General features: G+C 68.4%; 18 protein-coding genes and 1 pseudogene. 10 read left to right on the plus strand and 9 right to left on the minus strand.

All coding sequences use genetic code 11. From position 1 onward, the window contains the following. Window positions 1-90: 90 nt before the first annotated feature. The 8 genes from OV287_RS08430 to OV287_RS08465 all read right to left on the minus strand — a co-directional run bounded on the left by OV287_RS08430 (window position 91) and on the right by OV287_RS08465 (window position 7,093). Window positions 91-1,818: a WD40/YVTN/BNR-like repeat-containing protein gene (locus tag OV287_RS08430; protein WP_267533475.1), complete on the minus strand. Its 1,728-nt coding sequence runs from the start codon at window positions 1,816-1,818 to the stop codon at window positions 91-93. A gap of 810 nt (window positions 1,819-2,628) precedes the next feature. Beyond that, complete coding sequence (locus OV287_RS08435; protein ID WP_267533476.1) at window positions 2,629-3,027, minus strand: VOC family protein; 399 nt, start codon at window positions 3,025-3,027, stop codon at window positions 2,629-2,631. A gap of 241 nt (window positions 3,028-3,268) precedes the next feature. Then, complete coding sequence (locus OV287_RS08440) at window positions 3,269-3,691, minus strand: DUF3592 domain-containing protein (RefSeq protein WP_267533477.1); 423 nt, start codon at window positions 3,689-3,691, stop codon at window positions 3,269-3,271. 9 nt (window positions 3,692-3,700) lie between these two features. Next, on the minus strand, window positions 3,701-4,123 hold the full coding sequence (locus OV287_RS08445) for a PAS domain-containing protein (RefSeq protein WP_267533478.1): 423 nt from the start codon (window positions 4,121-4,123) through the stop codon (window positions 3,701-3,703). 233 nt (window positions 4,124-4,356) lie between these two features. Next, a complete protein-coding gene (locus OV287_RS08450; RefSeq protein ID WP_267533479.1) occupies window positions 4,357-4,608 on the minus strand; it encodes an ATP-dependent helicase HrpA in 252 nt (83 codons plus the stop codon). Between the two features lie 161 nt (window positions 4,609-4,769). Further along, entirely contained in the window at window positions 4,770-6,341 is a 1,572-nt protein-coding gene (locus tag OV287_RS08455; RefSeq protein WP_267533480.1) for a vanadium-dependent haloperoxidase, read from the minus strand. A 63-nt stretch (window positions 6,342-6,404) separates the two neighbouring features. Next, window positions 6,405-6,551, minus strand: coding sequence for a hypothetical protein (locus tag OV287_RS08460; protein WP_267533481.1), 147 nt, complete (start codon window positions 6,549-6,551; stop codon window positions 6,405-6,407). Then, complete coding sequence (locus OV287_RS08465; protein ID WP_267533482.1) at window positions 6,548-7,093, minus strand: DM13 domain-containing protein; 546 nt, start codon at window positions 7,091-7,093, stop codon at window positions 6,548-6,550. The genes OV287_RS08460 and OV287_RS08465 overlap by 4 nt, the downstream gene beginning before the upstream one ends. Before the next feature lie 134 nt (window positions 7,094-7,227). Between OV287_RS08465 and OV287_RS08470 the strand changes: the two genes are divergently transcribed. Both OV287_RS08470 and OV287_RS08475 read left to right on the plus strand, forming a co-directional pair. Beyond that, entirely contained in the window at window positions 7,228-7,905 is a 678-nt protein-coding gene (locus OV287_RS08470; protein ID WP_267533483.1) for an RNA polymerase sigma factor, read from the plus strand. A gap of 5 nt (window positions 7,906-7,910) precedes the next feature. Further along, window positions 7,911-8,150 carry an anti-sigma factor family protein gene (locus tag OV287_RS08475; protein ID WP_267533484.1) on the plus strand — a complete coding sequence of 80 codons (240 nt, stop codon included), beginning with the start codon at window positions 7,911-7,913 and terminating at the stop codon, window positions 8,148-8,150. A gap of 561 nt (window positions 8,151-8,711) precedes the next feature. Here OV287_RS08475 and OV287_RS08485 read toward each other — a convergent pair. Further along, window positions 8,712-9,116: a hypothetical protein gene (locus tag OV287_RS08485; protein WP_267533485.1), complete on the minus strand. Its 405-nt coding sequence runs from the start codon at window positions 9,114-9,116 to the stop codon at window positions 8,712-8,714. A gap of 497 nt (window positions 9,117-9,613) precedes the next feature. On the opposite strand from OV287_RS08485, the gene OV287_RS08490 reads away from it, so the two are divergent. The 8 genes and pseudogenes from OV287_RS08490 (at window position 9,614) to OV287_RS08525 (ending at window position 20,630) form a co-directional block, all read left to right on the plus strand. Continuing rightward, window positions 9,614-9,796 carry a hypothetical protein gene (locus OV287_RS08490; RefSeq protein ID WP_267533486.1) on the plus strand — a complete coding sequence of 61 codons (183 nt, stop codon included), beginning with the start codon at window positions 9,614-9,616 and terminating at the stop codon, window positions 9,794-9,796. 190 nt (window positions 9,797-9,986) lie between these two features. Further along, window positions 9,987-10,508: a hypothetical protein gene (locus OV287_RS08495; RefSeq protein ID WP_267533487.1), complete on the plus strand. Its 522-nt coding sequence runs from the start codon at window positions 9,987-9,989 to the stop codon at window positions 10,506-10,508. Between the two features lie 259 nt (window positions 10,509-10,767). Continuing rightward, window positions 10,768-11,118, plus strand: a pseudogene (locus tag OV287_RS08500) (SDR family oxidoreductase); the annotation flags it as partial. Window positions 11,119-11,915: 797 nt separating this feature from the next. Further along, window positions 11,916-14,231 (plus strand): hypothetical protein, encoded by a 2,316-nt coding sequence (locus tag OV287_RS08505; protein ID WP_267533488.1) that lies wholly within the window; start codon window positions 11,916-11,918, stop codon window positions 14,229-14,231. A gap of 5 nt (window positions 14,232-14,236) precedes the next feature. After that, a complete protein-coding gene (locus OV287_RS08510; RefSeq protein ID WP_267533489.1) occupies window positions 14,237-16,174 on the plus strand; it encodes a hypothetical protein in 1,938 nt (645 codons plus the stop codon). After that, window positions 16,171-17,001 carry an MSCRAMM family protein gene (locus tag OV287_RS08515; protein WP_267533490.1) on the plus strand — a complete coding sequence of 277 codons (831 nt, stop codon included), beginning with the start codon at window positions 16,171-16,173 and terminating at the stop codon, window positions 16,999-17,001. Before OV287_RS08510 ends, OV287_RS08515 begins: the two co-directional genes overlap by 4 nt. A gap of 3 nt (window positions 17,002-17,004) precedes the next feature. Further along, complete coding sequence (locus OV287_RS08520; protein WP_267533491.1) at window positions 17,005-18,900, plus strand: FecR family protein; 1,896 nt, start codon at window positions 17,005-17,007, stop codon at window positions 18,898-18,900. A 17-nt stretch (window positions 18,901-18,917) separates the two neighbouring features. Continuing rightward, window positions 18,918-20,630 (plus strand): protein kinase domain-containing protein, encoded by a 1,713-nt coding sequence (locus OV287_RS08525; RefSeq protein WP_267533492.1) that lies wholly within the window; start codon window positions 18,918-18,920, stop codon window positions 20,628-20,630. The last annotated feature ends 40 nt before the right edge of the window (window positions 20,631-20,670 follow it).

Consider the following 20,670-nt stretch of genomic DNA (forward strand, 5'->3'; position numbering starts at 1 on the left):
ACCCGCGCTTGTTCCCCCACGCAGGAGCGGAGGGGGCGAGCGTGGCACCTGAGCAGGAACGCCACCTCGCCCGCAGTCACTGCGTCATCATCAGGCCAGCCCTTCCAGGTGGATGGACCCTGGCGGAGGCTGCGCGGTGGTTGGTTCCTGTTCCAGGGTGATGTGCTGATCGGGGCAGGTGACCCGTTCCCACGTCGAGCCGTCGAAGCGGGCGAGGTCGGTCAACCCGATACACCACATCACGCCGTCGCACGCGTGCAGCAGGCCGCCGCCGAAGGAGGGCGTCAGTCCGGTCTCGACAGGCTTCAACGTGTCGCCCTCGAGCACGAGGATGTCGAGCCGGGAAGCAACGTAGAGGCGGTCCCCGAGCACCGCGACGCCAATCAGTGGGGCCTCGTCGCCGGTTCGATATGTCTTCCAGGGGCCCTCCGCTCCGCGAACGAGGAGCGTCCCCTGGTCGCCGACGACGGCAATTCCATCCTTCGTGGCCGTTACCGCGTGCAGCTCGACCTGGACCGGTGCATTCAGTGAGTTCCACGACTCGCCATCGAAGTGCATCACCCGCCCGCCGGTTCCCACGGCGGTCAGGTCGCGCAGGGTATGGCCCGTGATGTCCCGGAAGGCTCCGGTGGCATCCTCTGGCAGCCCTGCTTCCAGGCGGTTCCAGGTCTTGCCCGACGAGGCATAGACGAGGAGGTCATCACCACACACCACGAGTCCATCAGCCACCGCGCGGATACGGTGCAGGGGCGCGGGAGCGTTGAGCACATCGATCCGAAGGTGCTCGCTGCCACTGAACGCGACGGCGACGACGCCATCGTTGAGCAGCATGCGTATCGAGCGCTGTTGGTCGGCGCCGATGAAGAAGCACATGGAAACCGGAGCCCCGCCCGGAGTCGACGACGCACACCAGCCATGCTGGGCCGAGTACGTGTAGTAGCGGCCGAACTCCGCTTCGCGCCACCGCGAGGTGTGGCACACGGCGAAGGCCGCGAGGCCGGCTCGCACGCAGATGCCATCGAGATAGTGCACGTTCGCACGCCAGCGGCCGGTGGGCGTCCGCGTCTTCCGTGGTGGCGCTTTGAAGGCCCGCTTTCCTCGCACCAGCGGGCGGCCCGCGTCAATCGCATCGAGAATGAGCTCCCGCTCGAGCCTGATGAAGGCGAGCTCTGTTTCACCTCCGGCTTTCGACGCCTTCTGGCCCGCGGGCCCGAGTTCCACCCAGGAGGACCAGTTGAACAACTCCGGGGAGAGCTGCTGGAGCGCCAACGGCTCCTCGGGCACGGCCTTGCCCGACACCTCGAGGAACTTCCCCCCTGGGACGACGGGTGAGACGAGCCCTCCCTCGAGGCGGATCGCATGCTCCTCCGTCAGCACGCACGCTGCCTGCGTCGGCCCTTCCACGACGATGGAGCCGTGGTTGTAGAAGCCGAACAACGCGCCCGACAACGTCAGCGCACCTTCCACTCGCACCTGGCTGCCGCCGCAGGCGACGTCGCGCGCGCGGAGGTCGCCTCGCACGAGCAGGAAGGGGCCGAAGTCCATCTCGGCATTCATGACCGCGCCCTCCACCGTCACGTCGCCGTCGATGATCAGACCGCTCAGCGCATCCAGGGAGTTCCCGCCTTGGTCGCGGCGCGGAATCCCCAGGAACCGATCGAGCTGCCAGAAGTCGAGCGGAATGTGGTCGAGCACGATGGAGCCGCGAAGGACAGCTACCCGTCCGCTCGAGTGCTTCTTCAGGTCGAAGCGCTTCTTCAGCTGGAATTCCTGGTCGAGCGCGCGGACGGTGGCGACGGTGACAGAGGACTTCTTCATCGAGGGGCAGCCCTGCTCATGGGGATGGAGATGCGACGAGACCCTGGAGCATGGCCTATCCCGGGACCGCGATGTGGGCCATGTCGTGGTGGCTTCATGTAAGTCACTGGCTCCCGCCACCTCGAGTCTTCGAGTAGCGATGCCGAGCCTGCGCCTTACCGGACTTCCCTGAAGCAGGTTGGATGTATAGGCGGAATGGGGGCCCGCTTGCTCGGCGGCGGGCTGGAGCAGGGAGGCGGAGGAGGAGAGGGCTGGGGCCAGCAAGGCCGTGCGCGACGCATAAGAGGGATGGGGGCCCTGTTGAGGGGGCGGGAGGGTGCAGAGGGGCCGAGGAGGGCCGCTGACGGGGCCGCCCGAGTGATGCTCCCGTCCGGTGGACAGGCCGCGCAGCCCCCTTGGGGTACACGCCTGCCCAGGCCCCGGCGTATAGGCGCAGCACCCGGTGACGCACCACCCGCAGCAGTCGCTCCACCTCACCTTGCGTGGGCGGGGGCAAAGCCTCGAAGCGCACGCCGCCCTCCCGCGGCACGAAGACGCCGTCCGGTACCAGCGCGCGTCGGAGCTCTTCAACCCGCGGCGAGCATCAGAGCGAAGTCCCGGACATGCCGCGTCGCCCTGAACCTGAACCGCATCGAGGCCGACATCGACCCGCGCAACATCGGCTCGGCGCGGGTGCTGGAAAAGCTGGGGTTCAGGAAGGAAGGCGATATGCCCGAGCGCTGGATCGTGCACGGCGAGATGGCCGACACCGTCAACTACGGGCTGCTCAGGCGCTACTGGGACGAGCGCTGAGCAGTCCGGCCGGCCGCATCAGGCCTGCGGAGCCGTCCAGACCAGGTTCCACAGGTGGCCGTCGAGGTCCTCGAATCCCTGGTCATACATGAAGCCGCGGTCCTCGGGCGGATGCGGAGTACGGCCGCCGGCGGCGACGGCCTTGGCGATCAGACTGTCCACTTCTTCCCGGCTCTCGCAGCTCAGGCAGATGACGACCTCGTTGGCCTCCTTCGCCTGCACGACGGGCTTGTCGATGAGGGTCTTGAAGAACGCTTCGGTCGTCAGCATGGCATGAATGCTGCCATCCGCGATGACCATGAACGCCGCGCTCTCGTTGCTGAATTGTGGATTGAAGCTGAAGCCGAGAGCGGAAAAGAAAGCCTTGGATTTGTCCAGGTCCCTGACCGGCAGGTTGATGATGATCTGCTTGTTCATGACGTCCCCATGTCGAAAGGTGAGTTGAATAACGGGTCCTGCATCCGGACGACGAATGATGACGCATGAAATCGACAAGCGCGCGAAAAAGATTTTCGCTACGATGGTGCTCAACAGACCGCTTCGCTGTTGCGCCACGCCGGCAGTTCTCGCACACGGTCGAATCACGCCAGCAGATGCGGGTAGTCGTCCAGGGCAGGCGCGCCCGCTCGGGGAGCGCGGCCTGAGCAGGCGTGTGCCATCAGTTGCCGCGATTCCAGGACCGGAACATGCCGAACAGCCACAAGGCGCCGATGAACAAGAGGCCGCCCGACATGCCCCAGAGTTGTTTCGCGTCCCCGTAGCGCGCGGTACCGACCGGGTTGGTCCGCCAGTACAGGAGCTTGACGGTAGTCCCCGGCTGACGGTTGCTCGGCTGCCCATTGTAGAGGGTTGTGGTGTGGGCGTTGCCGGATGAATCCGAGAACGTGATCACCTCCGGGTAGCCAATGAACGTCATGTATTGGCCGTCCCCCCGTGTGCTCGAAGAGACCACCACTCCGTGCGCCGCCTCGGCGTGCAATACGAAGCGCGAGGTGCGAAGGAAACCGAAGCCGCCAACCGCCAAGAAGGGCACGGCGATGACGAGCAGGGCCCAGGCGCGGCTATTGTCGACAGAGGACATTGAGTCAGCCTAGCAACTCATCACTGGCGGCAGCCACAAATGGCGATCCTTCGCTCCTACCGCCTCCTGGTGGGCCACTCCCTCGGCGGTCTCTTCGCGGTGCATGCCATGCTTGCGTTCCTTCTCGGCGTGGCGCTGCTCCGTCACGTCCCGCTGCGTTCCCCAGGCGCCCAGCAGGTGCCCTTCCTGGACGATGCCCACCAGGTTGTTGAGGAAGACCTTGGGCGTGCCGTCGTGGGTCAGCTCCCGGGACTCCGCGTCCTCGAGCCGGTAGCCGTTCTGGAGGAAGGCCCGCAGGAACTCGGTGTTGCGCGGGTCCTCGTGAACGAGCAGCGCGTCCAGCCGGGTGCCCGTGAGTTCCGAGGCGCTGCTGAAGCCATACATTCGCGCCATGGCGTCATTGCTCTCGGCGATGTACGTATCCCGGAACATCCGGTCGATCTGCTCCTTCTCGGGCAGCGTGGCGTATAGGAGGGAAGGGTGCGGTGTGGAGGGAGAGGGCAGGAGCCGAGGGGTAGAGGAGGGATGAGGACGGGAGCAAAGAGGGAAGTGCGACGGGCCGGAGGAGACGAGGTGCAGCCCCATGGGGAACACGCCGGCCCAGTGGCCTCCCCAGGGGTAGGAAGCAGGGGCGTGGGCGTCTGGGCACCGTGACGGCTTGAGGCTCAATACCAAGCGTGCTGGGGTGGCCCCTGGGCTGCGGCCAGCTGAGCAGGGCGCGTGGGCAGGGACAGGTGCTCCAGAATGGCGCGCACGGCGTTGGGCGCCGTCAGGTACGCCAACACCCGGCGCCTGCCTCCACACCAGGCAGAGGTGAAGACATCCAACGCGAACGTCCTGCGCAGCAGCTTCGCCTGGTCCACTCGCGGCATCCGCTCCTTCTTCGGCTCCTTGCTGACCGCTGCCTGGGGTGCCACGCTCGCCCCCTCCTCACCTGCTTGGGGGAGAGGGCTTCGAGGCTGGGCAGGTCCAGGCCGCCAGCAAAAGACCGCCAATGACTGGCCACCGTCCAGCCGGGCAGACGAGGGGCGTGGGGCCGCAACAAGCTTCCCACTACCGGGCCACCACGCCACCACCGCTACTTCTTCTTGTCCTTCTTGTCCCGGCGCCGGCAGCCCAGGGGCTCCGCCTTGTAGGGCGTGGCCGGCGGCGGGGGCACCCCCTTGGCCAGGCTCGCGGTGCTCGGCTTCAGCCCGTTGTTGAAGATGGCTTCGGCGATGTCGAGCCCCAGCGGCACTCCTCCGATGGAGTCGCGCGGCACCACCACGCTGTCGGGATCGGGGTTGAACGTGGCGGAGGGGCCCTCGCCGCCCGGGCCGTCGGAGTCGTAGCCGCCCGTCGTGCCGTCGAACCGCCAGTGCACCCCGAGGTAGACGCGGCTCACCGAGTTCTCGACGATCGCCTGGAGCAGGCTCGCGAAGCGACGGACGTGCCGGGGGCGCACGCTGCCATCGACCTCCCGGTTCACCCCGTCGAACTCTTCCGAGATGAAGTCGAAGCCGACGTCATCGCTCCCGTCGGGGTAGATGGTGGCCTTGCCAATCGACGCGAGGTAGAGGCGCGTGATGTGCAGGACGGACGCACCGAAGGTGGCATGGCCCGAGGGATAGGCCGGGAAGTTGGGCGTGAAGCCCGTCGTGGTCAACTCGTTCGTCTTGGGCGCGCCGAGCGGCTTCCAGAACACATCGGAGAACGGCAGCCGCGCCGCTCCGGGATCCGCGCTGGGACCGAAGAACGGCTCATGCTCGCGGACGCCGAGCACCGGCCGCCACAGATCGTAGTGGAACTTGTAGAACCAGGCATGGATGCCCGCATCCGCCATCGCCACGTTGGCGAGCGCGAGCAGCTTGACGTTCTCCGCCTCGGTGAGCCCCTTCTGGGTGGAGATTGTCTTGATGATGCGGTTGTAGATTCGCGGCGGGGTTCCGAGCTTCTGCGAACCGTCATAGGCCCAGAAGACACCGATGAGGGACTCTTCCGATTCGCGAGTCGTCTCCGACGAGGTGGGGCTGCCGCCCAGCAGGTAGATCTCCTCGTGATGGGCCGCGTAGACCGGGTCCGTCGGGGTCAGCACGCCCGTGGCGGCGTCCAGCCCGGGAGGCGGCGCGAGGAAGACCGGTGCCGGGGTGGCGAAGAACGGCATCTCTCCCCAGAAGGCATTGAGGAACCCCTGGCCCGGGCTCATCGGATCGGGCCGGTGATGGCCGTAGGCGGGGCTCGCGACATGGCTCGGCCGTGTTGGACTTCGCTCGTCGAAGGCTGCGTCCCCCTGACGTAGGGCGATCAGCGCCTCCGCGATGGCCTCCCCGTAGGTGGCGGCCGTGTTGGGATTACCCGTCCCCCGCGGAGCGCTGGCCAGCCGCTCCTCGATGAAGGCCCGCTGCTTGGGATAGAGCACGGACAAGACCTGGGCGCAGGCGACCCCGCCCGCGAACTGCGGCGAGGCCAGCGCGACCGCCGGTGGTACCGAGCTGAGATAGGTCGGTTGGCCCTGGATGCCAAAGAAGGCATCGTGGACCGCCAGCATCGCGAGCGCCCCCGCTCGTGCGGTCCGAGTCGGCCCCGCCTGATCCGCCAGGATGGGAGTCCCGGAGTGGTCACGGGCATTCAAGTCGTCGACGACATCACTCCAATAGATTGCGACATCCATGTTCAGCCGCTCCTTGCTGGGGTGTTCTGTTCAGGAAGAGCGGCTGAGCGTTGGATGTGATGGTCAGCCTGCTCGCTGAGGGGCTGTCCGAAGCTCGAATGAGAGCGGCTCGTCCACCTTCTCGTCGAGCACGAGGCGCTCTGGCCGGAAGAGGAACCAGAGGCTGACCAGGGCCACGACGGCCAGGAGCCACCAGAGCAGTCTCTTCATGACGCCTCACCGGAGCTGGCCGACAGTGGAGCCGCGGCGAAGTTCACCCCGAAGCGCTTGCACCAGATGCTCACCGAGCGGTACCGGTCGAGGTCGAGGTCCGCGGGGAACTCGTAATTCTGGTTGCCGATGTTCCCCTTGAGTGCCCCCAGTGACACGAAGCGGCCCGCCTTGATGACCGCATCGTCCGAGGCGTCATCCCCTTCCACCAGGTAGACGTGCAGGTCGGGCCCGTTGGACGTGTGGAGCTCCTCCAGGCGGAGCACTCTCCGTCCATCCGGAAGCTGGTACACGCTGGCCGAGCCGGACGTCTCATGCGCCAGTCCCTTGAAGAGCCCGGAGCGTAGCCGCGTGGGGCCCTCCTCGTGCTGGGACATCTCCCCGTGCTGGGACATCTCCCCGTGCTGGGACATCTCCCCGTGCTGGGACATCTCCCCGTGCTTCATCGCCGTGTCCTGCCGTGCCCAGACGGGCGTGCTCACCCCCAGCGCGGTCACCGCGACCAGGAGCATCCGGGCGCCTCTCATTGTCTGCTTGCTCATAGGGACTCCCTGCGTTCGCCGTCCCCGGGGCGGGCTGTATTGCCTGCGGACCGGGACAGCGCCTCGTACCTTCTGAAGGAGATGTCTTCGCTCGAGGCCACGCGTTACAGCCCGAGGAAGAGCGAGGCCATCTCGTGAACCAGAAGCGCATGGACCGGGGGTCGGAGATGCGCACGCTTGGAGATACAGCGTGGCTCGGGAGTGACAGTGACCAGGAGCTCGTTCAACGCCTGTTGAGGAGGGACGAGGCGGCCTTTGTGAGGCTGGTGGACACGTACCACTTCCGGCTCCTGCGCCTGGCCCTCCCCCTTGTGGGCAGCCGCTCGGTGGCCGAGGAGACTGTCCAGGACACCTGGCTGGCGATCCTCGACGGCCTGGCGGGCTTCGAGGGGCGCTGCTCGTTGAAGACGTGGATGTTCCACATCCTGCTGAACCGGGCGCGCAGCCGAGCGGCGAAGGAGGGGCGGAGCCTGCCCTTCTCGGCGCTGGGGCCCGCCGAGGAAGGGCCGGTGGAGGAACCCGAGCGCTTCACTGCCGCGGGGATGTGGGCGGTACCCCCTTCATCCTGGGGAGTGGAGAGCCCGGAGGCCCTGGTGCTGCGAGGCGAGGCGATGGAGTGTATCGAGGAGGTCCTGGCGCGGTTGCCAGCCAACCAGCGTGCGGTGGTGACGCTGCGAGACGTGGAGGGGCTGGAGGCGGAGGAGGTCCGTGAGCTTCTCCAGCTCAGCGAGTCCAACCAGCGGGTGTTGCTCCACCGGGGCCGGGCGAAGCTGCGCCGGGCGCTGGAGGAACGCTTCGGGGAAGCGAGGTGAGGCCCATGCTGACGTGCCAGCAAGTCACGGAGTTGGTCACCCGGTATCTCGAGGGACAGATGGAGTGGAGGCAGCGGGTGGCGTTCCGGTGTCACCTGGCGGTGTGCCCGCACTGCCGCCGGTATGTGCGGCAGATGCGGGTGACCATCGCCACGCTCGGGAAGCTGCCCGAGGAGCCTCCACCGCCCCAGGTGAGGAAGGCGCTGCTCGAGCACTACCGCGCCTGGAGCCGGGAGCCCGAGTAACGCTCACTCGTACCGGACACTCGCGACGGTGAGTGTCAACGCAGTTGTCGCGAGAAGCTGACTCAAGCAGAGATCTGAAACGAAGGCACAACAGGGGTGGGGGGCGGGGAGGGGTTGAGGCGAACGGGACCAGTGGGAGTCCAGTCGCGGGTGTTGCCGCGCCAGCGCTCGGGGTGACGGTAGCGAGCGCGCTGGTGCACCTGGTGGCGGCGAGCCAGCAGTTGAGCCTCGCGGCCAAAGTGCCTGTCATCGGGGGTGACGAAGCGGATGGTCCTGCACCGATAGGGACGTCAGCCACCCTGCCCGCATCCGCGTCGAGCGCGCCTGACGGAGCCGGAAGGGCGGAGGCGCGAACGGGGGGTTACACGTCCCCCGTGCCCAGCCAGAGCTCCCCCAAGCAGGTGAGGAGGAGGCGAGGGTGGCGCTCGAGGCAGCGACCAGGAAAGGAGCCGATGGAGGAGAGGACGTCGGGGGTGGACTGGGCAGAACTGCTGAGGAGGACGTTCGACGCGCACACCTCCGCGCCCGTCCCTGGTGGCCTCCTCGCTCATCGCTGCCGGCCTATCTCTGGGACGTGCTCGGGAGCTGCTCGAGCGCGACCACGGCCTTGATGGCGCCCGCCGCGTCGAGAACGAGCAGGCGGGCCGACACGGCGGGGCTTTTCCGCGCCGGATGCAGCACGAGTCGTAGCGCGGGCTCCTCGGCGCGCAGCGGCTCGAGTGAGAACAGCCGCTTGCCGTCGCGCTCCTCGAGCAGCGAGAGCTTCGCCTCGAACATGCGAATGGCGATCCTCGTGCATCCGGCGGTGTCGCCGAAGGGATCCAACTGACAGATGTTCGGGTCCAGCGACACCCGCGCCGCGCCCGCGTTGGCGGAGATGGCGATGCGGTGGACCGCCTGCCCGTTCGAGAGCGGAAGCGGCGTCACCTGGTACGGCGTCTCGAGTTCCAGATCGAAAGGCTTCATGGTGTCCTCCTCTCCGAATGGAGGGGCGCCGACGAAAATGTGAGTCACCGGCTCGCGACGATGGTGAAGTCCCGGCTCATCTGGTACCTGTCATTTCACAATCCGTGAAACCGTATCACGCTGGGAGGATGCATGCGCACGTTCGAGCAGCGAGCAAGATCGTGGAGTTCCTCTTCGCGGAAAGCCTCTGGCGCCTCGCTACTCCGGGCGCTCTTCCTGCTCGTCGCGTATAGGAGGGAAGGGGGCGGTGTTGAGGGAGAGGGCAGGAGCCGAGGGGTCGAGGAGGGCTGCGGACGGGAGCAACGAGGGCTGTGAGCCGGGCTGGAGGAGACGAGGTGCAGCCCCATGGGGCACACGTCGGCCCAGTGGCCTCCCCAGGGGTAGGAAGCAGGGGAGTGGGCGTCTTTGGCAGCGTGACTGCACGAGGCTCAACACCAAGCGTGCTGGGGTGGCCCCAGCGCTGCAGCCAGCTGAGCAGGCCGCGTGGACAGTGACAGGTGCTCCAGAATGGCGCGCACGGCGTTGGGTGCCGTCAGGTACGCCAACACCCGGCGCCTGCCTCCACATTGGGGGAGCTCTGGTTCGACGTGCGGTTGGCGTGGCGGGTGGAGCTGATGCGATTCCGGCGCGGCTACCAGGACGACACGTTCGTGGGCGCGAGCCTCGGCACGGCGTTCTGACGAGCACTCCTCCCCTGCTGTACCCCTCTGCCCACAACCTCCCCTCTCCTCCCGGGAGAGGGACGGGGTGAGGGTATATAGGCCCCGGGTAAGTGAAGGCCGCGGCGGAGCATGCGCTCGGGCAGGTGGGCGCCGGACAAAAAAATCAGGACCGGTGACCGGTTTGGGGCCTGTTCATCGTTATCAGGGCATGAACAGAAGACTTCTCCGCAGTTCCCTGCTGTTGACCGCACTCGTGCTGGGCGGATGCCCTGGAGGCCCCGAGGAGACGGAGAACCCGAACAACGGCGAAGCGTCGCTGTCCGGGTCGCTGGCCTTCGAGGTGAAGTCCGCCCAGGTGAAGGCGCGAACCCTGCCCGATGGGGGGCCGGACTATTCGCGGCTGGATATCGGGATGACGAGCATGGACGTCTCCTGCGAGCAGCTCGGCAGCCCGATCAAGGGCCCGGGTTGGGGATTGGCGCTGGAGGCCAGGAGGCCGTCGGGCACTCCCGCGAAGGGAACGTTCGAGTCCACGGGCAGCAACATCTACCGGCTTCAGTTCAACCCCGACGGTGGAGAGCCCCTGGGGGTCGATTGGCTCGGGGGCTCCTTCACCGTGCAGTTCGATGCGGACCCGGCCGCGGGTGTCACCGGCACGCTCGATCTGACCTCCGAGGACGGAGGAACACTCCAGGGCAGCTTCAAGGCGACGTACTGCGGAACCCATTAGCGGGGGAGCGCCCTGGTTCGGAACTTGCTCTGGACTCCGGAACACCTCGACGTCCGGAGAAGAAGATGAACCTGTTCCACGGAATTCAGAACGAAGCGCAGCACCAGTGTCATGGGTTTGGGTGGGCGGTGCTGACGCTCGAGTAGGTGTCCTCGAGTAGGTGTCAAAGAACTCGTTCCGACATTTCGCGCTCTCCGAGCCGTCCCTACGAATCGTCTGACACCCCGGACGGAGCAAGGGTCCCTCCCCCGGTGAGGCCGGTGGCTCCATCATCAACGTGGCCTCCATTCAGGCCTACCAGCCGTCACCGGGCATCCTCGACTACGCGAGCACGAAGGGATCCATCGTCACCTTCACCAAGGGCCTGGCGCAGGAACTCATCGAGCGCGGCATCCGAGTCAACGCCGTGGCCCCGGGCCCCGTGTGGACGCCGCTCATCCCCCAGTCCTTCGACGCCGAGAAGGTGAAGAAGTTCGGCCAGCAGTCGCCCATGGGCCGGCCCGCGCAGCCGGTGGAGCTCGCGCCCTCGTTCGTGTTCCTCGCCTCTGATGAGTCGCGCTACGTGAACGGCGAAATCCTCGGCGTCACCGGTGGCAAGGCCCTCGCCTGAGCGGCGGGGCTATGCGTGAGAGGCGGCGGCTTCGATTCCCGCCGCTCCATGCAGAACAACCCGCCGTTTCGAGCCGCGTCCGCTCCTATGAGCGTGCCTATTTCAGGCGCACCTTCAAGCGCTCCACGTCATCGTTGGGCCGCCCCATGAAGGTGTCGAGCAGGCGTTGCTCGACTCCCACCTCTTCCCAGACAGCCGAGCGCTCAAGTCCGACACACTCCTAGTATCCCGTGTAAGGGTGAAGTTGGCCCCACAACTCCGTCGCGGCGGCGTGGAACCTTCTGCACGGGACGGGACATAGGCACAGCGTCTCTGTGCATCCGGGGCATGACGGACGCTTGGAGCAGCGTCGCCACACCCCACCAGGGCCACGCAGAGCAGCACCCGTGAACAACGCATCACGTAGTATCTCGGTGTGTGGACCCCTGCCTTGAAGCGTTCGAGTCTACGGAATCCCATGAGTGGCGCATAGGGCTGCCAGGGGAGGGAGCGGAGGTCGTGGCGCGGACCCTCGAGCACTGGCGGCAGCGTCTATCTTCACAGCCGTGCAATGCGAGTTGAGCTACAACGATCGGCCGCCCATCGGAACTGGTCGGCTGCGCGCTCGGCAACCATGCGGCTTTCCATGAGTTTCGAGCGGCCCGCTGCCAGGGGCTGGTGAAGCTGTCGCGGGTGCCCTGGGCCGAGGGGCGGCCTCTGCCTGGCCGTGTACTGCGAACTTGCTGTTGAGCGGGTAGGATGGCGGGCACTCCAGCTCAGCCGTGCGGTGCGGCTGCGACCTGCCCCGGAGCGTAACCATGAGACAGGCCCTGAGCCGCCGGCTCCGCACGTGCTATCTCCTGCTGCTCATCCCGGCCCTGCTGGGCTACACCGGCGCTCTTGCTGGTGGCCTGCAGCTTCCCGACGCGGGCGTCCCGACGCGTATCGACGCTGGCGTCGATCTCAACCTGGATGGCGGGCTTCCGGATCCGGGGGCTCCGGCTCGCTTGAAATTCGTCGAAATGCCCGCGCCGCTCGTGGCGGGCGAGTGTCAGGCGATGACAGTGGAGCTTCAAGACTCCTCAGGCCAGCCGAGCACGGCCTCCACGGACACCTGGGTGGTGCTCAGCAGCAGCCACTCCACGGGCCACTTCTACGGGCGTGGCTGCACCGGGTCCACCACCATGCTGCTCTTCGGCCCGGGCTCCACGCGCCAGCAGGTCTGGTACAGCGACACCCTGGCCACGGACGTGTCGCTCGACGCCTCCGCGAGCGGGGGGGGACTGGCGAGCGACACGTACGGGCCGGTTCCCGTGCAGCCCGGTGCACTTAAGTCCCTCAAGGTCGAAGGCTTTCCGTTCACCATCCCCGCCCTCGAGGAGCACCCCTTCAGCGTCGTCGCGTACGACGCGTTCGGCAACCAGAAGAGCGACTACACGGGCCAGGTAGAAGTCTGGCTCGACGACACCAGTGCTGGCGCCGGAGTCTTGCCGGCCTCCCCCTACACCTTCACGGCGCAGGACCGCGGACGCGCGAACTTCACGGCGCGCTTCGGCGTCACGGGTTTTCATGTCATCTACGCCAAGGACCACGCCGCCCCGGTGACGGGGCTCCAGGGTGAAATCCACGTCCTACCCGCCGAGGCCGTCCGCTTCGAGTTCTGGGGGGTTCCCCAGTCCGTGCAGGCGGGGAGCACGATCACCGCCCATCTCAAGGCCCTCGACAAGTCCGGCAACATCGCCGCGGGCTACCTGGGCAAGGTCCAGTTCACCTCGGCCGACCCGAAGGCGCGCCTGCCGGGGGCGGTCCAGTTCACCTCGAATGACGGTGGAATGATGTATGTGGACTTCTCGTTCGGCACGGCTGGCACCTGGAGTCTGGTGGCCTCGGACGTGGCCAGGCCCCAGCTCCAAGGGGCGGCGTCCACCGAGGTGCTTCCCGCCGCGTTCGAGCGGATCGTGGTGACCCCGGAGCCATCGGATCTGGTGGTGGCCTGCACCGAGGTGAAGCTCGCGCTCAAGGCGCTGGATCACTACGACAACATCGTGCCCGAGGCTCACCTGGTGCACATCTGCACGGAGCCGGCCACGTCCTCGGTGACTCTCGTGGAGAACAACCTGTCCCTGGCGGCGAGCGGCTCCGTCGCGGGGTGCCTCGAGGGGACCCTCCGGGGCACAGGGTACGTGAAGTGGAGAAATCCGCAGCCCGAGCTCGTCACCTTCGTGCTCTCGGACAAGGCCTCCTGGAATACCGCCCTCCGCGTCAACTGGGGGCCTCCCACCTTCAGCCCTGCGCACTCCACCCTCGTGTTTCAGAACAAGACTCTCGACGTGCCCCAGCTCCGGAGCTTCGTCGGCCAGCTGGGCCTGTGGTTCGAGCCGCGCGACACCTGTGGCAGCCTCGTGAAGCTTCCCGCGGACAAGGTCCTCTCCTTCACGGGCGATGCGCCCCTGTTCTTCAGCGCGCCCGTGGAGCAGCAGGACGGACGGTGGACGGTGGACGTGCGCCTGCCCCAGTGCCCCACGACGGGAGAGCAGCCACTGCGGATCTTTCCCACCCTCAACCAGGAGCCTGTCCTCAAGCCCGATGGAACGAAGCTCAAGCAGGCCGTCCAGCCGGTATGCCTCCCCTCGGATGTGCGCATCTCGCTGCGCACCGAGCCCGAGGGTTTGAAGCAGGTGGCTCCCGGCGCGGTCGTGGACTTCGTGGTGGAGGTCCAGAATATGGGTCAGGAGCGCTTCCTCCAGGGCCTGCTCATGGTCTCCGCCAAGGACTTGACCCTGCTCGAGGCCACCTTGGACGGCCAGCCCCTCGCGCTGCGCAAGGGAGGGTTTGTCCTCCCCGAGCTGGCCCCGGGCGCCACCCTGACCATCCGTGCCAAGGCCCAGGCCTCCGTGTCGGCCGAGCTCTCCGCGGGGGCCTCGGTGTGGTACGCGAACGCCGAGGGCGCGGCGCTCACCGAGCGGGTCGACCTGGCGTTCGAGCCGTCGGCGGGGTTGGTGGACGTCGGCTGCGGCTGCCAGGCTGGCCCGCTGTCGAGCCAGCTTCTGCCATTGCTGGCCTGGCTGGCCGCCCTTTCGCACGCCCGTGCGCGATCGCGTAGAGTCAGGCGGGGCGAAAGGATCGATCCGTAGGCACCATGTCGGCAGCGACACTCACACTCATGGTCCTCGCCTTGGCGGGTCACACCGTCGAGCTGCGCTCCGAAACGCCCTTCGCCACGCCCCGGGACAGCGTTCGCATCCAGCTGCAGGTGCTCGATGAGGCGGGTCGGCCCTTGCGCGACGCGAGCGTCTCACTGACGGTCAACGTCGGGTCCGTCACCGAGCCCACCGCCACGCAAGAGGGCGCGCTCGCGGCCACCTACCGGCCTCCCGCGCAGGAGGGGCCCCAGGTGGCCCTGTTCCACGCAGTGGTGAGGAGCGGTGCCGCGGCGGGCTCGGTCGGGTGGCTCGCATTGCCGGTACATGGCCAGCATCAGCTTCGGGTCCCGGCGCCGCCGCGTGCGCGAGTGAGCGTGTCGATCGGGAGCGCCTCCTTCGGGCCGGTGGCCGCCGGGGCCAGAGGGAGCGCCGTGGTGTCAGTGGAGGTTCCGCCGGGGGTCACCAGCGCCGAGGTGACCCTGACGGAGCGCTCGGGGCGCCGCCGCACGCTGCAGGTGCCGCTGCCAGCGGCGCGCTTCGCCCGTGTTCGGATCGTGTCGCCCCCCGAGTCGCCGGGCGGGGAGCATCCGGTCCGGCTACAGGGCTTCGTCGTGGACGAGAGCGGCAGTCCGGTGCTCTCCCTCCCGCCCCTGGCCGTGAGCGTGGATCGAGGCAGGCTCGGCCCGATCGAGCCTCGGGAGGGGGCCACCTTCGAGGTGCCCTATACCGCTCCGGAGCGGACTGGAGAGCCAGTGACGCTCTCCGCGGCCCCCCTGGAGGAGCCCGAGCGCTCCGCCTCGCTCAAGCTCGAGCCGAGGCCGGGCCCTCTGGCCCGGCTCGGGCTCACCCTGTCATCGCCGAGCTTCACGGCGGGCTCGGACGAGCCGATCACCGTCGAGGTCGTGGGCTACGACGCCAAGGGCAATCTCCTGCCGGCGCCTCCCGCGACCTTCTTTACCGAGCTGGGCACGCTCGAGGCAGAGAGCGGAGGCCGGCGCGCACGGCTTCGGCCGCCCGACGCCTTCGGCGCGAGGAAGGCGCTGGCCCTTCGCGTTCAGGCCGGAGCGCTCCAGGGCGAGGTGGCGCTGCCGCTCCAGAGCGGCCCGCCCGTGCGCGGAGAGGCCATTGTCCAGCCTGCCTCCCAGACGGGAGGAGGGGACGCCGAGGTGATCGGCCGGTTCGTGGACGCCTGGGGCAATCCGGTCGACGGCCTGCAGGTCAAGGGTTCCTCGCCCGGCGGAAACCTCCAGGGTCCCGAGGCGCTGGGTGAAGGCCGCTACCGGTTTCGTTTCACACGGGCGCCCGGGCAGCCCGCCGGCCCGAGCACGTTCGAGCTTCAGCCGGAGGGCTTCCCCGTGTTGGCCACGGGCACTGTCAGCGTGCGAGCTCCGCGCGAGCCGTGGCAGCCCGCCGTGGGCCTGCTCCTGTTTGCGCAGAGCAATACGGCGCTCTCCAAAGGCCTCGGAGTCCGGCTGGAGGGCTCGCTGCGGATCGCGGACCTGCCGTGGGAGGCGCTGCTGCAAGTCGAGGGTCGCCAGAACGCGCGAGAGAGCCAGCAAATCTCTCCCGTTGGGGGGACCGAGGTGCAGCAGGCCTTCACGCTGAGAGGCGTGAGCGCGAGGCTGGGAGCGCGCTGGAGCCAGCCCTTCCTGGGCCCGGGAGTGGTGTTCGCGGACGCCACCGTGGGCCTGCTGGTGATGACGGGAGACCTGGAGCTGACCGGTGGCGGGGGCACGTTGGCCCTGCCGATCCGCTCGCAGGGTCTGGCCGCCTCGGTGGGAGGGGGGCTGGGGTGGCCGCTGGGCGCGGGGCGGGTCGTCGGGCAGATCCAGTTCGCCTACGCGCCGGGCAGCGACCAGGTGCGCGGCAACCTGGGCGGGCTGTCGGTGGGGGTGGGGTATCAGCTTCCGCTCTTCGGAGGTGCGGGTCGATGAGACGGTGCGCGGTGAGTCTCGGGCTGCTGCTCCTGGGCGCTTTGACCCTGGGCGCGGCCCCGGCACCGGACGCGGCCGGGACCATGTGGATCTCCGTCCGACCCCAGCCCTCGGGGGCTCTCGAGGGCCTGCGCGTCCAGGTCGAGGGCAAGGAGGCCACGGCGGAGTCGGGCGGGGCGTTCCGGGTGGAGGGGCTCGCGGCCGGGTGGGTGGCCATCCAGGCCTCGGCGGAGGGCTACCAGCCTCTGGCGCACAAGGTGTGGCTGCCAGCGGGCGGGCAGACCAGTGTCCTCCTGCCGCTCAACCGCCTCCCAGGGCCAGGGACAGTGCGAGGCCGCGTCATCGGCCCGGAGGCCGTGGAGGGCTCGAAGGTGCCGATCGCCGACGTCGAGGTGCGGGTCGGTGGCCAGGTGCTGGCCCGGAGCGACGCGGATGGCTACTTCGTGCTGCCCTCGGTGGGACCGGGGCCCGTGGCGCTCGCGCTGGCGGGCGCGGGCGTGAAGTCACAGGAGGAAGTGGTGGTGGTGCCGTCCCACGGTGAGGCCTCCATCGAGGTCATCATGCGGAAGGCCGAGGATGTTCTGGCGTGGATGCGCGGGCGCGTCCGCTCCACGCGGGGCCGTCCCCTGGTGGCCACGTTGAGGATTGCCGAGACGAAGCGCCAGACCCGCACCCGCCCGACGGGGGAGTTCGAGCTCCGGCTTCCCGCAGGGCGCTATCATGTGACCTTCGAGGCGCGAGGCCATGTCTCGCAGGACAAGGTCGTCGACGTGAATGCGGGCGACCAGGCGATATTCTACGTGGACCTGTCTCCCCTGGAGAACTGAGCCTTGCGCACGCTGTTCCTCACGCTGTCGCTGCTCCTGGTGCTCGGGGCCTGCAAGAAGGCCCCGGTCGAGCCCGGGCTGGCGACACTCATCCAGGTCCAGGGCCAGGTCACGGTGCAGCATGGCGCGCAGTCGCTCGCGGGAGCGGCGGAGCAGCCGCTCTACTCGGGAGACATCCTGGCGACCGGGCCCGCCAGCACGGCGCGGGTGCGCTACGTCAACGGCGTCGAGGTGCAGGTGAAGGAGAAGAGCCGCTTCCGGATCAGCGGCGTGCCCGGAGCGCTCACGCTGGAGTTGGAGGAGGGGTTCATCATCTCCACCGCGCCCGCGGACGCCGGCACCGGGCTCACCGTCACCGGACGCTTTGGCCGGGCGGAGCTGGTGACCGCCGCGGAGATGGTGTTCGACCTGAGCTCGGGGGAGCCGCGGCTGGGCCTCGAGTTCGGGGAGATCCGCGTGGTGGGCCCGGACGGGAAGCAGGTGCCTCTGGTGATGGGAGAGGAGCTCGTGTTGTCCCTGGGCAAGCCCAAGCCGGCCCCCCAGCCAGTGGCGACCGCGGAGGAGATCGTCTTCATCCTCAAGCCGCAGGGGGGCAAGGCCCGCGTGCGAGCCGCCCAGGAGTCCGCTTTCACCGAGGTCTCCTCTGGCCAGACTCACGAGCTGGGCCCTGGCTCGGTCTTCGAGATTCCCCCACAGGCCCGTGCGCGCCTGTCCTCTGGCGAGCTTCAGGTGAACCTCCAGGGGGACACCGCGGGCACGCTCACCGCCGCCTCCCGCCAGGGCGAGCGGCGCTCCTACGGCCTGCAGCTCAGCCGGGGCCAGGCTCAGCTCCAGTTCGCGCCGGGGCAGCACACCCTGAAGCTGACGGACGGAAAGGGCGAGTTCGAGCTCAACGTCTCCGAGCAGAGCGCGATCGCGATCAACAACCCCCAGGAGGGCTCCACCGTGACGGTGCTCACCGGCCAGGTGGAGCTGGTGACGGACGGGAAGGCCGCCGTCCTCAAGGCGGGCGAAGAGCTGAGCCGCGCCGTGGCCGAGCCCAGCGCCCTCCCAGACACGGAGCCGGCGCTGGTCATGGCACCGGATGCGAAGGCGCGCATCCTCTGCGATGGCGTCTGCGAGGCGGGGGTCCAGGTCCCGGAGAACTCGGAGGGAAAGCTGCGGGTGGAGGTGGCGGGTGACTCCGCCTTCCGTGAGCCGCTGCTGGCGGGGCGGGCGGGCTCCAAGTGGGTGATGCTCCCCGCCCCTGCTCGGGGCGAGCTGTACTGGCGCTTCCTCTCGGAGGATGGGACGCCGCGCGCGCAGGGCTCGGCGCGCTTCCAGCCTGATCGCGGCCTCTCGGAGCTGTCCGACGGCAGCCCGCGCGCCGAGGTCCTGGAGACGGGGCTCAAGGCCTCCATCCTCTTCCAGGGAGCCGTCCCCACACTGCATTTCAACTTCTCCGCTCGAGAGGGCGCCCGCACCTACCGGCTCCGGCTCTACCGGTCCAGCGACCCCCAGAAGCCGCTGCTGGAGCGCGCGGCGAGCCGCACGGAGTACACGCTGGAGGCGGGCGCGCTGGGCGAGGGCAGCTACCTCTGGTACGTGGCGGCTCTGGGCCCGGGCGGCGAGGAGCTGTCCGGCGGCCGGATGAACAAGCTCGAGCTGGTGTACGACAACGCCCGGCGCGGGCTGGCCATCCGCCGTCCCCGGTCCGGAGAGCGCGTGGGCGGCAAGGGGGTGCCGCTGGAGGGGGTGGCCCCCATGGGCTCCCGCCTGTTCGTCAACGGACAGCCCGTGGCGCTCGATGCCAAGGGCCGGTTCTCACAGCGTCTGGCGCCCGCGCGGGTGCTGGTGTTCCGCCTCATTTCAGCTCAGGGTGAGGCATACTGGGTGCGTACCCTCCGGAGCGATCGGTGACTGGTCCCTCGACAGGCGTGATCCCGATTCCACTGACCGAGCCGGCCCTCTCTCCGCGCCGGTTCGGCCAGTACATGCTCCTGCGCAAGCTCGCCGAGGGAGGCATGGCCGAGATCTTCCTCGCCAAGCGGCTCGGCGCGGAGGGCTTCGAGCGCGATGTGGTCATCAAGTGCATGCTCGACCACTTCACCCAGAACCAGGACTTCATCTCCATGTTCCTGGACGAGGCGCGGCTGGCGGCGCGGCTGCACCACCCCAACATCGTTCAAATCAGCGATCTGGGCATCGTGGACGGCCGCTACTTCATCTGCATGGAGTACCTGGCGGGAGGGGATCTGGAGTCGATCCTGCGCCTCGCCCGCCACACGGGCGAGCCGGTTCCCATCCCGATCGCCGCGCGCATCATGCTCTCGGTGCTCGAGGGGTTGGAGTTCGCCCACGGCTACCAGGAGCAGGGCCAGCCCGTCGGGCTGGTCCACCGCGATATCTCGCCCTCGAACATCTTCGTCACCTTCCAGGGCACGGTGAAGGTGCTCGACTTCGGCATCGCCAAGGCCTCTTCCCGGATGACGCAGACGCAGCCGGGGCTGCTCAAGGGCAAGTGGGGCTACATGTCGCCCGAGCAGGCCCGGGGCGAGGCCATCGACGCCCGCAGCGATCTGTTCTCGCTGGGCATCACCTTTCATGAGCTGCTCACCGGCCGCCGGGTCTTCGAGCTCAACAACGAGATCGGCGTGCTGCTGGCGCTCATGGCCCAGCCCATCCCCTCGCCCAGCACCCGCCGCGCCGAGATTCCTCCGGCTTTGGACCGGATCGTGATGAAGGCGCTGGAGCGCCAGGCCGATGACCGCTACTCGAGCGCCGCGGCGATGCGGGCCGATCTGGAGGAGTTCCTCCGCTCGACGCCGTCGGTTCCGGGCATGTCCCAGCTCGGCCAGTACATGCGGGGCCTGTTCGGCCAGGCCGAGGTGGAGCGAAAGACGAAGATTCCCTCGCTCACCGAGCTGGCCGTGCCCTTGCCGCTCCAGGCTCCCGCGGAGGAGCGCATCGGGTTCGAGAAGACGCTGGTGCGGGGTACGGGTGGGGGTGAGGCACAGCCCCTGGCCGAACCGAGCCGTCCACTCACCGAGGTTCCCACGAGCCCGGCGGCCGTTGTCCCGCGGAGTACCGGCAGGCCGGTGGTCATCGGAGCCCTGACCGGGCTGGTGCTGCTGGGGCTGGGAGGGGGCGCGGCGTGGTACTGGCTGCCCCGCACGCCCGCACCGGCTCCTCTCGTGGTCGTGGCACCGCCTGCCCCAGCCCCCGAGCCTGCGGTGGAGTCGCCTATGCCGGTTGCTGCCGCCACCCCAGCCCCGGCCGAGGCGCAGCCGCCCGAGCCGGCGACGCCCGATCCCGACGAGGCTCAGGTGCAGACGCCCTCGGCGAGGCCGAAGGCGCCCGTCCTGCTGACGAGCAGGGCGGTGAACCGGGTGCTCATGAAGTACCACGGCAAGGTGCTCGACTGTGGCAAGACGCACCTGCTCGACCTTCCCGCGGACCGCCGGGTGCTGCTCAAGCTGACAGTGAAGAACTCGGGGGAGGTGCGTAGTGCGCAGGTGTCCGAGCCGGCTGGCCTGGCGCCGGACCTGGCCCGGTGCCTGGAGAGCCGCGTGGAGCAGGTGCGGTTCCCTCGCAACACCAATGACCCTGAGTTCCAGATCGTGGTCCCGATGCGCTTCACCGACGGCTGACACGGTCCTTTCCGCGAGAGTGGGGAGGAGAGTGCCCGCA

Origin of the sequence: Archangium lansingense, from assembly GCF_026626635.1 — a bacterium.
Classification (GTDB): domain Bacteria; phylum Myxococcota; class Myxococcia; order Myxococcales; family Myxococcaceae; genus Archangium; species Archangium lansingense.